A 15387-nucleotide genomic window follows, 5' to 3' on the forward strand; every position below is an offset into this window, starting at 1 on the left:
AAGAGCAATTGCGCAAACTGGATCAGAATTTGAAGATGACTGTGTTTGGTCAAGACGAAGCAATCGATACCCTCGCCACGGCAATCAAACTGTCGCGCGCTGGTTTAGGCGCAGCAGAAAAACCGATTGGATCCTTCTTGTTCGCTGGTCCAACCGGTGTGGGTAAAACCGAAGTCTGCCGTCAATTGGCTAAATGCATGGGGATGGAGCTGGTGCGTTTCGATATGTCGGAATATATGGAGCGCCATACCGTATCGCGTTTAATTGGTGCACCACCAGGTTATGTAGGCTTTGATCAGGGCGGCCTGTTGACCGATGCGATCAACAAGCAGCCGCACTGTGTGTTGCTGCTGGATGAAATCGAGAAGGCTCATCCTGAGGTCTTTAATTTGCTGTTGCAAGTGATGGATCACGGTAGCCTGACCGATAACAATGGCCGCAAAGCTGACTTCCGTAACGTTATCTTGATCATGACCACTAATGCGGGTGCTGAGGTAATGAGCCGTGCGTCTATCGGCTTCACCCATCAAGACCACACTACCGATGGTATGGAAGCGATCAAGAAAATGTTTACCCCGGAGTTCCGCAACCGTTTGGATGCGATAGTCCAGTTTGCATCACTGACACTCAATACCATCAAAACTGTGGTGGACAAATTCCTGATGGAATTGCAAACCCAGTTGGATGATAAGCACGTTACCCTGGAGATCAGTGATGAAGCGCGTGAATGGTTAGCCATCCATGGTTACGATGTAAAAATGGGTGCTCGTCCGATGGCGCGTTTAATTCAGGACAAACTGAAGAAGCCGCTGGCTGAAGAAATCCTCTTTGGTTCGCTGTCTCACGGTGGTGGCACTGTGGATGTAGATGTGGATACGATTGAGGATAAGTTGATAATCGAAGTGAAAGCCAAGCATGCACAGCCTGCATAATTATCTTCTTTAATTATCAGCTGCACCGAAAAACAAAAAGCCGCACATGTGCGGCTTTTTGTTCTTATGCAAAACGTTAAAAGATGCGATTAACGTGCACGATAAGTAATGCGGCCTTTGGTCAGGTCATAGGGAGTCATCTCAACCTTAACCTTGTCACCTGTCAAAATGCGGATATAGTTTTTGCGCATCTTGCCGGAGATGTGGGCGATAACCACATGTCCATTCTCCAGTTTTACGCGAAAGGTGGTGTTGGGCAGGGTATCAACCACTTCGCCATCAAATTCAATGCAATCGTCTTTTGCCATGCGGCAGTTTCCTCAGGTTTTCAATAGTTCTACCCATCGCGATACTGCGATAGGAGGGGGTAAAAAAATAGGCGTGAATTGTGCCTTAATTAACCAGCGGCGCCAAGTGGAAAGGGGATAAAAGCGGGGTTTACTGCAATTTATCGCTTTGCTTCGCTGCAAATCTGCGCAAGTCGAAGCCAGAACATTCAGTTAAGTCGCATCCAACGACGATTTACCAGCAATTCCAAGGGGCGATACTGAATCTTGTAATTCATCTTTTCGCACTCTTTGATCCAGTAGCCGAGATAGAGGTAGTCCAACCCAAGGCTTTTGGCCTTTTCGATTTGCGCAAGTATCGCAAATTTACCCAAGCTGCGGCTCTCCTCGCTTGCATCGTAAAAGGTGTAGACCGCTGAAAGTCCATCGCCCAAATGGTCGCACACCGACACACCAATCAAACGCCCATCCAGACGAAACTCAATGAACTGCGTAATGCCCCATTCGCTGGTGAGAAATGCCTTGTATTGATCTTCGGATGGAGGATACATATCCCCGTCCTGGTGCCGGCTTTCAATATAGCGGGAGTAGAGGCTGTAGTGCTCAAGTGTGTTGATACTTTGGGTTATTTGCAGTGATAAGTCGCGATTGTGCTGCAAACAGCGGCGTTGCGTGCGATTGGGTTTGAATAGCTTCACAGGAATGCGGCAGGAGACGCAGGCTTGGCAGCGCAGGCATTGCGGACGATAGAGGTGTGCACCGCTGCGGCGAAAACCTAGCTGCGATAATTGGGTGTAGAGTGTAGGATCAATATTGGCTTCCGGATCGACAAATACCGTCGTCGCCTCTTGCCCATCGAGATAACTACAGGGGTGAGGTTGGGTTGCAAATAGCTTGAGGGTGGAGAGGTCAGACATGATTGCCTCGCGCAAATCCGGTTATTCCCAAGCAGCGACCGTCATATTCGACCATATCAACGAATTCACGCCGGGTTTATCGGTAAAGTTTATCAGCATTCGCTGGAACTCTTCACGCGGGATTTCAACTGCCCCCAAACTAAATAGATGCTCGTTTGCGACCTGGCAATCGATCAACTGGAAATCCCACGCGCGCAGTTGCCGTACCAGATGGGCAAAACCTACTTTGGAAGCATTATCGGCGCGGCTGAACATAGACTCACCAAAAAATATCTGCCCCAAGGCCATACCGTAGAGTCCACCCACTAATTCATTGCCGCGCCAGACTTCTACCGAATGGGCAAAGCCGCGTTCATGCAGAGCGCAGTAGCCGGCAATGATGTCTTCACTAATCCAGGTTCCATTGGCATAGGCGCGCGGTGCAGCGCAGGCGGTCATTACGGTGCGAAAACAATGGTCGAATGTCACCCGATAGGTCCCTTTGCGCAGTGTTTTGCGCAAGCTTTTGGATATGTGCAGCTGATCGGGGAAAACCACCGTGCGCGGGCTGGGGCTCCACCACAAAATAGGGTCGCCTGGATTAAACCAGGGAAATATCCCCCGATAATAGGCCGCGAGAATTCGCTCTGGCGATAAATCGCCACCGACCGCAAGCAGGCCTTCGGGGTCATCCAGTGCCTGCGCGGGATCAGGGAATTCATGGTTATTAGGGTTTAGCCAGGGGATTGAAATCATAGAGTCCATATCAATAGTTTATGCGTATAAAAATGCGAGGTATATCGCGCACCGCTATAGTGGGGGTTGCACAATGTTTCTCACAAATTTGAATTACTTGGCGCGTTTTTTGAGTGTAAAAGTGTAGCGAGAAATCAGTCAATAATTTGTTATTCCCTTTAATGCTTGAGAATTTTAGGGCTATGCTTAGGAGTATCAGTTAATAGTTAATTTTGTATAGCCTGTTAATGTCAACATCGTTTACTGTTTTAGCAATCTGTCGTTTGCCGCTTTAGTCGCTAACCCGAGGTAGATTATGAGTATTTTCAGTCATTACCGCGAGCGTTTTGAAACTACCCAGCAGGAAGAATTGACGATTAAGGAATATCTCGAACTCTGCAAAAAAGATCCCAGCGTGTACGCTTCCGCTGCCGAGCGCATGCTCATGGCGATTGGTGAGCCTGAGATGATCGACACCTCGCAAGATGCACGTCTCAGCCGAATTTTTTCCAACAAAATTATGAAACGCTATAAAGTCTTTAATGAATTTTATGGCATGGAAGAGTGTATCCAACAGATAGTGTCGTTTTTCAAGCATGCGGCGCAAGGTCTGGAGGAAAAGAAACAAATTCTGTATCTGCTAGGCCCTGTGGGCGGTGGTAAATCTTCATTGGCTGAGATGCTTAAATCGCTCATGGAAAAAATGCCGATTTATTGCATCAAAGGTTCCCCCGTTTTTGAATCGCCGCTGGGGTTATTCAATCCCGATGAAGATGGAAAAATTCTCGAAGAGGATTACGGCATACCACGCCGCTATATTAAAACGATTATGTCGCCTTGGGCGGCCAAGCGTTTGCATGAATTTCACGGGGATATTACCCAGTTCAAAGTGGTAAAAATGTATCCGTCCATTCTCAATCAGGTTGCTATTACCAAAACTGAACCGGGTGATGAAAACAACCAGGATATTTCTTCGCTGGTAGGCAAGGTTGATATTCGCCAATTGGAAGAGTTTCCGCAAAACGATCCGGATGCCTACAGTTTCAGCGGTGGTCTGTGCCGCGCCAACCAAGGTTTGATGGAATTTGTGGAGATGTTCAAGGCTCCTATTAAAGTGCTGCATCCGCTCTTGACCGCAACACAAGAGGGTAACTTCAATAGCACTGAAGGCTTGGGAGCAATTCCGTTTGATGGGATTATTCTTGCGCACTCCAATGAATCGGAATGGCAAAATTTCCGTAACAACAAAAACAATGAAGCGTTTATTGACCGTGTGTACATTGTCAAAGTGCCTTACTGTTTGCGTGTTACCGAAGAGATGAAAATTTACGAAAAATTGCTACAAAACTCTTCGCTCTCAAAATCACCATGCGCTCCAGATACACTGCGAATGCTTGCACAGTTCTCGGTGTTGTCGCGCATTAAAGAACCGGAAAATTCCAATATCTTTTCCAAAATGCGTGTGTACGATGGTGAAAACTTGAAAGACACAGATCCGCGCGCAAAATCATTGCAAGAGTATCGCGATGCAGCAGGTGTTGATGAGGGCATGACAGGTTTATCAACCCGGTTCGCGTTCAAGATTCTATCGAAAGTATTTAATTTTGATCCAACCGAAATTGCCGCTAATCCGGTGCACTTAATGTATGTGCTAGAGCAACAAATCGAGCAGGAGCAATTCCCCAAAGAGGTGCAAGAGAAATACCTGAATGCATTAAAAGAATTCATTTCGCCCAAATATGTAGATTTTATCGGCAAAGAAATCCAGACGGCTTATTTGGAATCCTATGCGGAATATGGGCAAAATATTTTCGACCGCTATGTTACCTATGCGGATTTCTGGATTCAGGATCAAGAGTATCGCGACCCCGAAACAGGAGAGATCCTCAACCGCTCATCGCTTAATGACGAGTTGGAAAAAATCGAGAAGCCTGCGGGGATTAGTAACCCTAAAGATTTCCGCAACGAGATAGTCAACTTTGTGTTGCGTGCTAAAGCCAATAATGCAGGCAAAAATCCGGATTGGCGCAGCTATGAAAAACTGCGCATCGTAATTGAGAAGAAAATGTTCTCCAATACCGAAGATTTGTTGCCAGTGATTTCATTCAATGCCAAGGCCTCGGTGCAAGACAAGAAAAAACATCACGACTTTGTGCAGCGCATGGTGGAGCGCGGTTACACCGAAAAACAAGTGCGGTTGTTGTCCGAATGGTATCTGAGAGTGAGAAAATCGCAGTAAGCTTGTCTTCTCTTGCGAATTTCTCTTGCGTTGCAAACGTTAAGGTTGAAGTATGAGTTACATTATTGATCGACGTCTCAATGCCAAAAACAAAAGCGCCGTAAATCGCCAACGCTTTTTACGGCGCTATCGCCAGCAAATCCAGAAAGCCGTCTCAGATGCGGTGAGTGAAAGATCGATTACCGATATTGATAAGGGCGGTAAAGTCAGTATTCCCGCGCGCGATATTAGTGAACCCAGTATTTATCACGGCCAAGGTGGCCACAACGAACGTGTTTTGCCGGGCAATAAACATTTTTCGGAGGGCGATAAAATTGCACGGCCCGAAGGTGGTAGTGGGCAGGGCAGTGGCGGTAATGCGAGTAATTCTGGTGAAGGGATGGATGATTTTTCGTTTACACTTTCGCAGGAAGAGTTTTTGGATTTTATGTTTGACGGTTTGGAGCTCCCCAACCTTATCAAGCGGCAGCTATCGGGCTTGGAAGAATTTAAAACCGTGCGCGCCGGTATTGCCAATGAGGGGCAGCCGGGGCGAATTAATATTGTGCGCTCGCTGCGTTCCGCCAATATGCGGCGCATTGCTTTAGCGTCTGGCAAGCGGCGGCAGTTGGCTGAGTTGCAGGCAGAGCTATCAGCCTTGGCAACAATGCCTGAAGCAAAACGTGATAAAGAGCGCGAGCGTGAATTAATAGATGCAATTGCCAAACTGGAAAAAGCCATCAGCCGAATTCCTTGGTTGGATACATTTGACCTCAAATACAACCTCCATATCAAACAACCTATCCCTCGCTCCAAGGCGGTGATGTTTTGCATTATGGATGTCTCTGGTTCTATGGATCAGGCTACCAAAGATATCGCCAAGCGTTTCTTTATCTTGCTGTATTTATTTTTGCAGCGGAATTACGAAAAAACAGAAATCGTATTTATTCGCCATCACACCAGTGCCAAAGAAGTGGATGAAGACGAATTTTTTCATTCGCGCGAAACCGGTGGTACCGTTGTATCCAGTGCCTTGCACCTGATGCAGGAAATTATTCAGGATCGCTATTCACCTGAGGTGTGGAATATTTATGGTGCTCAGGCATCGGATGGCGATAACTGGGGTGAAGATTCGGATGTGTGCCGCGATATCCTGGTCGATGATCTTCTACCTAATTGCCAATATTTTTCCTATATTGAGATTACCAACAACGAACATCAAGCCCTCTGGAACACCTACGAGTCTATCCAAGAGGAATATCCGGATCATTTTGCGCTGCAGCATATCCGTGAAGTAAGCGATATTTACCCCGTCTTTCGTGAACTTTTTCATAAGAAGGTTGCATGAATAAACCACTGTTTGTCACCTCTGAATGGAATTTTGATTTGATTCGGGAGTGCGACCAGATTCTCGGCGAGCTTGCCAAAGAATTCGGTCTGGATACTTATCCCAACCAAATTGAAGTGATCAGTTCCGAACAAATGATGGATGCCTATTCGTCCGTGGGTATGCCCATAGGGTACAGTCATTGGTCTTACGGTAAACAACTGCTCAGTACCGAGCATTCGTATAAACGTGGGCAAATGGGGTTGGCCTACGAAATCGTCATTAATTCCAATCCTTGTATTGCGTATTTAATGGAAGAAAATACCATGACGATGCAAGCGCTGGTAATTGCGCATGCCTGTTATGGTCACAACTCTTTTTTTAAAGGTAATTATTTATTCCGCACCTGGACCGATGCCAGTTCCATTATTGACTATTTAGTTTTTGCTAAAAACTACATCAGCAAATGCGAGGAGCGTTACGGCATAGCGGCGGTGGAGGATATTCTGGATTCTTGTCACGCCTTGATGAATTATGGTGTGGATCGCTACAAACGCCCTTATCCTATTTCTGCACATGAGGAAGAGCGGCGCCAGAGCGAGCGCGAAGAATATTTGCAAAAACATGTCAATGATTTGTGGCGGACTATTCCAAAATCAGCAACGAGTGGTGCGGAAAAAAATGCACCGAGATTCCCGGCGGAGCCGCAAGAAAACATTTTATATTTTTTGGAAAAGAATTCACCGTTGCTTGAACCATGGCAGCGCGAAGTTATTCGCATCGTTCGCAAAATAGCCCAGTATTTTTATCCGCAGCGTCAAACCCAAGTGATGAATGAAGGCTGGGCGACATTTTGGCATTACACCTTATTAAATGAGTTGCATGCGCGCGGCTATGTTAGCGATGGTTTCATGCTGGAATTTTTGCAGTCTCACACCAGTGTGGTGGCACAGCCCGCGTACGATAGTCCTTATTTTAGTGGTATTAACCCCTATACCTTGGGCTTTTCGATGATGAGTGATATTCGCCGCATCTGCGAAAAACCTACCGATGAGGACCGTATATGGTTTCCGGAAATTGCCGGTTCGGATTGGAAACAAACCCTGCAGTTTGCGATGAAAAACTTTAAAGATGAAAGTTTTATCCTGCAGTTCTTATCGCCCAAGGTGATGCGCGATTTAAAGTTGTTCAGTATTGTCGATGACGATCAGCAGGACAAAATCAACGTTGATGCCATCCATAATGAAACCGGATTTAAGCGGCTGCGAGAGACTTTGGCTGGACAATATAATCTGGGTAATCGCGAGCCCAACATTCAGGTTTACAATGTTGAAGTGCGTGGCGATAGATCTTTGACCTTGCACCATTACATGCATAATCGTCGCCCTTTGGGTGACTCTACACCGGAAGTGTTAAAACACCTGCATCGTCTCTGGGGATTTGATGTGCATTTGCATTCTGTTGATGGGGGAGAGATCAAACAGAGTTACCACTGCACACAAAACAAAATCGCCTGACTTTTCCAGTTAATTTTATCGGCTGTAGGTAAGAATTTGTCCGCTAAAGATTTGGCTGGTTTTAATCTCAATCTCTGGTTTGCGCTGGCTATGGGAATAGCCCAGTGAAACCATTTTTTTACTAAACTTTGCGTGATGCCCACGCCCCGGATCTACCAAAATAATATCGCAGTGCGGTGCGGCATGTTGGTTAATAAACTCTGATAGTAAATCCACATGTTCGCTTTCGTATAAAAGATCGCTACCGATAATAACGTCAAACAAACCTAAATCACTAATTGGATCATTCCAGCCGGTGCGGATGAACGGAATAATTTTATCCTGATTAAGTTCTGCGTTTTCAATTAAAAAACCTTCTACTTCCGGGTGATAATCTGTTGCGGTGATGTTGGCCTGGCGATGATTTAAGACCAGGCTCGCCAGGGCAATTCCACAACCCACTTCCAGAATGCGCTTCTCACCAATCGCATAATCCACCATTAATTGCGCCAACACTTCTCCCGATGGCCACACAATCCCAAACAGTGGCCATGAGGCAGAAGAAATACCCAATGCCTCAGCCTCTCCTTTATCATCAGAGAACTCCTGGTTGTCACGCAGGCTGCGGATGTGAATATCGGTAGAGCCAAACTCAATGGTTTGGTAGCGAACACGTAGCTTTGCCATAAAAGGCCTTTAGGAGGGAAGAGTGATACGAAGCGCGTATGCGTCAGGACTGCGGTGCTGCGTGTGTCCAACTATTGTACGCCTTGTGGGTGTGGAAAAATTGTATAATTTCGCAGCTTTGAACTTTCGGATACTCATGAGGTCATTAAAAAACTGAATGAATTCAGGCGTACAGTTTTTTTGTTCAGTAATTACACTGCTAGGCATCGGAATAAGATCTATAAAAATAGGATTTCTATGAAAAACGTATCACGTCATTTTTTGTTTATTTTGTCGTTGTTGATTACCCCCAGCCTTGGCGCGCGCGAAATTGCTTTCACCTTTGATGATGCGCCAACACCCGACTCTGCCTTGATGACAGGAAAGGAGCGCACTAAAAGACTGATTGATGTACTAGTTGCAGCCAAGGTGCCAGATGCATTATTTTTTGTGAAAGCGGATTACATCAATATCGATACTCAAAAACGATTGGAACAATACGCTGCTGCTGGATTTCATTTAGCCAATCACAGCTACAGCCATAAATCGGCGAGCGAGCTGGGAACCCTGGATTACCCAGCGGATGTCTACAAAGCTCATTTGCTACTGAAATCGCTCAAAAATTTCTTGCCTTATCATCGTTTCCCTTATTTGCATTATGGTAATGATTTGGCTGCAATCACTTCATTGCAGCAATCGCTCACAGAGCTTGGCTACAAAGATGGCTATGTCACTATTGATAATTTTGATTGGTATATCAGTTCGCTGCTAACAAAAGCAGCGGAAGAAAAAAAGACGATTGACTATCAAAAGGCACGAAAACTCTATGTAGAGATGCTCTATGAAGCCATAGAGTTCTACGATGCTATTGCTAAAAAATCACTTGGCCGTTCGCCACAGCATGTGATGCTATTGCATGAAAATGATGCGGCTGCATTATTTGTTGGCGATCTGATTGCACACCTGCGTAGCAAAGGTTGGAAAATCATTAGCCCTCAACAAGCCTATCAGGATCCTATTGCCCGCAATTTTCCGAATGTCGCATTTCACAAACAGGGTAGAGTAGCCGCTATTGCTAATAGCAAAGGTGTTCCCGAATCTGAGTTGCGTCATGTATCGGAAAACACTGAATATATTGATAAGGCCTTTTCAAAAGCGGGCGTGATTTTTAACCAACAATAAGTAAGTGAATAAAATGTTTATCAGAAAAATATTTTTGTTGTTAGTGTTAGGCTTTGTCGGTTTTATGAGTAGTAGTTATGCAAATCAGCTTCCTCCATTTGGTTACCCTGCATATGAAACTGTCAATATTCATGCGAACAGTAATAACAAAGATTATGAGCTCTATGTGCAGCTACCCAAGCCTTATAATGATACAAAGTCAAGTTACCCATTAATTATCGTCAATGACACCAATTTTGCGTTTCCAGTTACCAATGGCGCCATGGCGTTAATGGGCGGTGCTGTTGTTAAAGAAGCTATTGTTGTAGGCATTTCCTACTCCAAGGGGGATGATCGCGCGATCAGCCGTACGCGTGACTACACACCCACATTTTCACCGATAGATAAAAATGGTAATTCAAGCCCGGCTCGTATGGCCTCTGGACATGCCAAAGAGTATGTAGACTTTATTGAAAGCCAGGTCATTCCTTTATTGCAAAAAAGGTATCGCATTGATTCAAGCAAAAGGATTTTTGTTGGGCATTCTTACGGCGGATTACTTGGAACCTATATTTTATTTAAAAAGCCCCACTTGTTTACCGACTATATTATCGGTAGCCCATCTTTATGGTACGACAATCGCATTATGTTTGCGCTTGAAAAAGAGTTTTTCAAAACTAGTAGCCGGTTGCCTGCGAATGTCGCTATGTTTGTCGGATCACTGGAAAATGATTATTACCCGATGGTTACCGATTTACTGGCGATGGAGAAACAACTGCGCTCACGCAATTATGAAGGATTTAAATTGCGTGTTGAGGTTTTGCAGGATGAAAATCATCACAGTGTTTTTCCCAGCCTTCTCTCTAGAGGATTGATGGCAACGCTTCCGCTTAAAAACTAAGAGATAGCGATAGAGTCTTAAGACAAATAGTTCAGTAGGCTCTTTTTATCGGGTTAATTCATACACACACATGTTCACCGCCGATGCCAAATTCAGCGATTCAATCGCACCACAGCCTGCAATAGTGAATGCTTGTGCATTCATTTGTTGCAGCGCTTCACGTGGTACGCCACGTGCTTCATTGCCAAACACATAGCAGTCGAAGTGTTTAAAGCTGTTATCGCTCAACCCTTTACCATTCATATCCAAAGTGGCGATGGAATTAAATCGTGTACTGAGTGATTCCAGGGGTACATCCAATTCCATAGGCACATGAAAAATAGCACCCATGCTGGAGCGGACCACTTTGGGATTGTAAGGGTCAACCGAACCGGGGCTGAGCAGGCAGCGGAAATTGCCGAACCAGGCGAGGCTGCGCAAAATGGTACCGAGGTTGCCTGGGTCTTGCACTTCATGAAGATAAATAGCGCGTTCATTTTTGTTGGTAGCGTTGCTGCCGGATCGGATTGGCGCTACCGCAATAATTCCTTGTGGTGTTTTAGTATCTGATAGCTGCGCCATATGTTTTTCGCTAACCAGATTTTTTTTGAAGCGACTGGAAAAGTTTTGGTAAGTCTCAGTGACGAATAATTCGCAGGTTTGTAGGTCTGTGTTTTGTTCCGCTGCCTTCTCCAGTTCCAGAATCAGGTGTTCGCCCTCCACCAAAAAATAGCCGAACTCTGTCCGGTATTTTTTTTGGTGAAGTTTTTTAATGTCGTCGATTTTTAATTGCATCGTATTAACCTTGTAAATCGGCGAGCATAGCTTTGGCAACGGCTTCAGCGACTTTGATTCCGTCAACGCCTGCGGAAAGAATTCCTCCGGCATAACCGGCGCCTTCACCTGCCGGGTACAAGCCGCGAGTATTTAAACTCTGCAGCGATTCATGTTCGCGCGTAATCCGCACAGGTGATGAAGTGCGTGTTTCAATACCGGTGAGGATTGCATCGTCTCGGTCAAAGCCACGAATTTGTTTGCCGAATTCGGGTAGGGCTTCGCGAATCGCTTCAATAACATAATCGGGTAGTGAAGAGGCCAAATCGCCGAGTAATACCCCGGGTTTATACGATGGTTCAACTTCACCAAATTCGGTTGAGGCTTTACCGCGAATAAAATCGCCTACCAATTGCCCTGGCGCACAGTAATCTCTGCCACCCAATTCAAACGCGTGGGACTCCAATTTTTCTTGCAGCTCGACACCAGCAAGTGGGCCTCCAGGAAAATCTTCTTGCGGATTAATTCCCACCACAATGCCCGAGTTAGCATTGCGCTCATTGCGCGAGTATTGGCTCATACCATTGGTGACAACGCGATTGGGCTCCGAGGTTGCAGCAACCACGGTTCCACCCGGGCACATACAAAAACTGTAAACCGCGCGGCCATTTTTTGCGTGATAGACAACTTTGTAATCAGCAGCGCCGAGTTCAGGATGGCCCGCATATTTGCCGAGGCGTGCGTGATCGATCAGGGATTGTGGGTGTTCGATACGGAAACCGACCGCAAAGGGTTTTGCCTCCACATAGACACCGCGTTCATGTAATTTGCGAAAGGTATCGCGTGAGCTGTGACCAAGTGCGAGTACCACATAACGGCTGCGCAATGTTTCCCCATCCGCTAGCGTCACACCTTCAATACGGCCATTCTCGATAATAAAGTCTGTCACTTTACTTTCAAAACGCACTTCACCGCCGAGGCTTTTAATTTCTTCGCGCATCGCCGCGACGACACCGGTTAAACGGAAGGTACCTATGTGCGGTTTGCTCACATACATAATTTCTTCCGGCGCACCAGCGCGTACAAATTCATGCATGACTTTGCGGCCGTAAAATTTCGGATCTTTAATTTGGCTGTAGAGTTTTCCGTCGGAAAATAAACCTGCGCCACCTTCACCGAATTGCACATTGGATTCCGGTGTTAAGACTTTATTGCGCCAGAGTGCCCAGGTGTCTTTGGTGCGACGGCGAACATCTTTTCCACGTTCCAGCACTATCGGTTTAAATCCCATTTGCGCGAGTGTCAGTGCCGCGAATAAACCACAGGGGCCGAAACCAATAACAATTGGACGCTCGTTTAAATCGGCAGGTGCTTCTGCGACGGGATAGTAATTGGTGTCGGGCGCGGGGCGAATATTTTTGTCATCCGCAAAACGGCTGAGAATTTTTTCTTCGTTATTCGCTTGTAAATCGATGATGTAGACAAAGGTGATTTCGCTGTTTTTTTTGCGCGCATCGTAGCTGCGCTTAAACACGGTGAAATTGAGCAAGTCAGTGTCTTTGATTTTCAGGCGTTTGACGATGGCAGTGCGCAGGGCGTCAACGGGATGATCCAACGGCAGTTGGAGTTCGGTAATGCGAATCATAATAGCTCCTGGCCGGTGACTGTCCGGCAAAGGGGTAAACAACAGAATTGAGCTTGGTGCAAAAGTGCGCATTTTACGCTTGTTTTGGGGGAGCGGTCACGAATCTTGCCCTTTTTGTGCTGTTTTTAGCCCACTTTTCTGTCATCAAAGCTTCATTTGATTGCCATTGAATCGTCATAAAACCTCACCATCCTTCCCTGCTAGTGTCTTCTCAATCAACTTTTATCAAGGATAAACCCATGCAATTTGCAAAGAAAATCCTGCCCCTCTTGATCGTCGTATCACTACCCGCACTGATGGTTGGCTGCGGTGGCGATGATGGTAAAAACGGTGTTAACGGCACTAACGGCGCTAATGGTTCCAACGGCGCCAGCGGTACTGACGGTAAAACCAGTTTGATTAAGCAGACCGTTCTGACTGCGGGTGATGCACAATGCTTCAGTGGCGGCCTGAAAATAGAATCCGGTATCGATGCAAACAACGATCAGAGTTTGCAAGCAACGGAAGTAGCCCAGACCAGTTATCAATGCGATAAAACTGCGCTTAACAGCCAGATGAATTTTAATCGTGTCGCTACTTTTCCTGTGTGTTTGCAAATCAATGCAACCTGCAACACTAATGATGAAACCGCAGCAGAAATTGTGGCAGCTAGCAGCGATGGTATGACCTTGATTTACACCGATTCGTTTAAAAAACAAATCGGATTTGTGGATATCAGTAATCCATCGCTGCCAAAACCCAAGGGTGTTTTGGCGATGGGCGGTGAACCAACCTCGATTGCGGTAAAAGGTGGTCATGCGTTAGTAGCGGTAGATACTTCAGCCGATTTTGTTAATGCGTCGGGTGATTTTGTGGTTGTTGATATTGCTACTCAGGCGATAGTTCGCAGAGTCAGCCTGGGCGGTCAGCCGGATTCTGTTGCTATTAGTCCCGACGGAAAATATGCGGCCATCGTTATAGAAAACCAACGCGATGAAGGCCTTAACGGCGGGCTTCCACCACAATTACCTGCGGGTAAGTTAGTCGTAGTGGATTTAACTGCGGCCGCGCCCGGGAGCTGGACCCTGCGTGATGTGAACTTAACTGGTATTGCCACTTTGTATCCGGCAGACCCGGAGCCGGAATTTGTCGATATCAATACTGACAATATCGCTGTGGTGACGTTACAAGAAAATAATCACATCGCGTTGGTGGATTTGACAACAGCAGCAGTGACTACACATTTCACTGCAGGCACAGTGGATTTGGTAAATGTTGATCTCACCGATAATCGCCCAGCGGTAATTAAGCCGATTGAAGTCAAAAATGCACAACTGCGTGAACCCGATGGCGTTACCTGGATTAATAAAGATTATTTCGCCACAGCAAACGAAGGCGATTTAAATGGCGGTAGCCGTGGGTTCACCGTATTTAATAAACAAGGCCAAGTGGTATGGGATTCAGGTTCAACGCTGGATGATATGGCCATTCGCTTTGGTCATTACCAAGACCGTCGCTCGGATGCCAAAGGTAATGAACCAGAAAATATTGAAATGGGCGTGTTCGGCGGCAACCGTTATTTGTTTGTTAACAGCGAACGCTCCAGTGTGATTTTTGTTTACGATGTTGCTGATCCAACCAAGCCTGCTTTCAAACAAGTGTTACCGGCCAGTGCGGCACCCGAAGGTGGTTTGGCGATTCCCGCGCGCAATTTGTATGTGGTTGCATCGGAAAGCGATCTGCGCGGTGTAGCGATTCGTGCCGGCTTAAATATTTACAATTACAACCAGCAAGCTGCACGTTATCCGACGGTGCAATCAGTCAATCGCCCGGATGGAAATCCCATTCCATGGAGTGCTTTGTCGGCCTTGTCTAGCGATGCGAACAATCCCAATACCCTTTATTCAATCGAAGACAGTTTTTTTGGCCAGAATAGAATTTTCACCCTGGATGTCAGCAGCAAACCAGCGCTCATTATTGGCGAAACCAAAATCATGGACACCAATAATGTATTTGCAAATTCAGGTGTGAATGCGCATTTGGCCAGTGTCACTAATGCAGAGTTGGCGGCGATGATCAATGCCGATAAATCGGTCAACATCGATCCTGAAGGTTTGGCCAAAGCAGCGGATGGTGGCTTCTGGATCGCGTCAGAAGGTTCAGGTGCAGCTGCGAGTGCGGTATCCATGAATTTAATTTTTAAAACTGATGCGTTTGGTGTTATTGAGTCGGTCATTCATTTACCTGGGGCAGTTAACGCACTACAAATCAATAACGGTTTTGAAGGTATTGCGGAATACAACAACAGTTTGTACCTCGCGTTCCAGCGCGCATGGGCAGGCGAAGCAAATCCACGCATCGGCATTTATGATTTGGCTGCAAAAACCTGGA

Annotated in this window: 13 protein-coding genes; 7 read left to right on the forward strand and 6 right to left on the reverse strand. The window is 46.2% G+C overall.

Annotation, left to right across the window (positions count from 1 at the left end; genetic code table 11):
* Positions 1-932 (forward strand): AAA family ATPase (locus ACWA6V_RS06170; protein WP_449521654.1); only part of this gene is annotated, 932 nt, incomplete at its 5' end.
* An 89-nt stretch (positions 933-1021) separates the two neighbouring features.
* Here ACWA6V_RS06170 and infA read toward each other — a convergent pair.
* The 3 genes from infA to aat form a co-directional block, all read right to left on the reverse strand.
* On the reverse strand, positions 1022-1240 hold the full coding sequence (infA, locus tag ACWA6V_RS06175; RefSeq protein WP_039916411.1) for a translation initiation factor IF-1: 219 nt from the start codon (positions 1238-1240) through the stop codon (positions 1022-1024).
* Positions 1241-1428: 188 nt separating this feature from the next.
* Complete coding sequence (locus tag ACWA6V_RS06180) at positions 1429-2136, reverse strand: arginyltransferase (protein ID WP_449521655.1); 708 nt, start codon at positions 2134-2136, stop codon at positions 1429-1431.
* 21 nt (positions 2137-2157) lie between these two features.
* On the reverse strand, positions 2158-2871 hold the full coding sequence (aat, locus tag ACWA6V_RS06185) for a leucyl/phenylalanyl-tRNA--protein transferase (protein ID WP_449521656.1): 714 nt from the start codon (positions 2869-2871) through the stop codon (positions 2158-2160).
* Positions 2872-3166: 295 nt separating this feature from the next.
* Here aat and ACWA6V_RS06190 point away from each other — a divergent pair, with 295 nt between their 5' ends.
* The 3 genes from ACWA6V_RS06190 to ACWA6V_RS06200 are packed head-to-tail and all read left to right on the forward strand — an operon-like array spanning position 3167 to position 7912.
* Complete coding sequence (locus ACWA6V_RS06190) at positions 3167-5089, forward strand: PrkA family serine protein kinase (RefSeq protein ID WP_449521657.1); 1923 nt, start codon at positions 3167-3169, stop codon at positions 5087-5089.
* 52 nt (positions 5090-5141) lie between these two features.
* The gene (locus tag ACWA6V_RS06195) at positions 5142-6416 is read left to right on the forward strand and encodes a YeaH/YhbH family protein (RefSeq protein ID WP_449521658.1); all 1275 of its coding nucleotides are present in this window, start codon (positions 5142-5144) and stop codon (positions 6414-6416) included.
* Complete coding sequence (locus tag ACWA6V_RS06200; protein WP_449521659.1) at positions 6413-7912, forward strand: SpoVR family protein; 1500 nt, start codon at positions 6413-6415, stop codon at positions 7910-7912. Before ACWA6V_RS06195 ends, ACWA6V_RS06200 begins: the two co-directional genes overlap by 4 nt.
* A 15-nt stretch (positions 7913-7927) precedes the next feature.
* Here the strand turns inward: ACWA6V_RS06200 and ACWA6V_RS06205 are convergent, their stop codons facing one another.
* A complete protein-coding gene (locus ACWA6V_RS06205; protein WP_449521660.1) occupies positions 7928-8578 on the reverse strand; it encodes a class I SAM-dependent methyltransferase in 651 nt (216 codons plus the stop codon).
* A 237-nt stretch (positions 8579-8815) separates the two neighbouring features.
* On the opposite strand from ACWA6V_RS06205, the gene ACWA6V_RS06210 reads away from it, so the two are divergent.
* Positions 8816-9739: a polysaccharide deacetylase family protein gene (locus ACWA6V_RS06210; RefSeq protein WP_449521661.1), complete on the forward strand. Its 924-nt coding sequence runs from the start codon at positions 8816-8818 to the stop codon at positions 9737-9739.
* Positions 9740-9752: 13 nt separating this feature from the next.
* Positions 9753-10619, forward strand: a complete 867-nt coding sequence (locus ACWA6V_RS06215; protein ID WP_449521662.1) for an alpha/beta hydrolase — start codon at positions 9753-9755, stop codon at positions 10617-10619.
* 45 nt (positions 10620-10664) lie between these two features.
* Here the strand turns inward: ACWA6V_RS06215 and ACWA6V_RS06220 are convergent, their stop codons facing one another.
* Together ACWA6V_RS06220 and ACWA6V_RS06225 are read right to left on the reverse strand one after the other, a co-directional pair.
* A complete protein-coding gene (locus ACWA6V_RS06220) occupies positions 10665-11393 on the reverse strand; it encodes a TrmH family RNA methyltransferase (protein WP_449521663.1) in 729 nt (242 codons plus the stop codon).
* Between the two features lie 4 nt (positions 11394-11397).
* Positions 11398-13017, reverse strand: coding sequence for an NAD(P)/FAD-dependent oxidoreductase (locus ACWA6V_RS06225; protein WP_449521664.1), 1620 nt, complete (start codon positions 13015-13017; stop codon positions 11398-11400).
* Positions 13018-13256: 239 nt separating this feature from the next.
* Between ACWA6V_RS06225 and ACWA6V_RS06230 the strand changes: the two genes are divergently transcribed.
* A partial coding sequence (locus tag ACWA6V_RS06230; RefSeq protein WP_449521665.1) for an esterase-like activity of phytase family protein occupies positions 13257-15387 on the forward strand: 2131 nt, incomplete at its 3' end.

Source organism: Cellvibrio sp. (genome assembly GCF_053579595.1).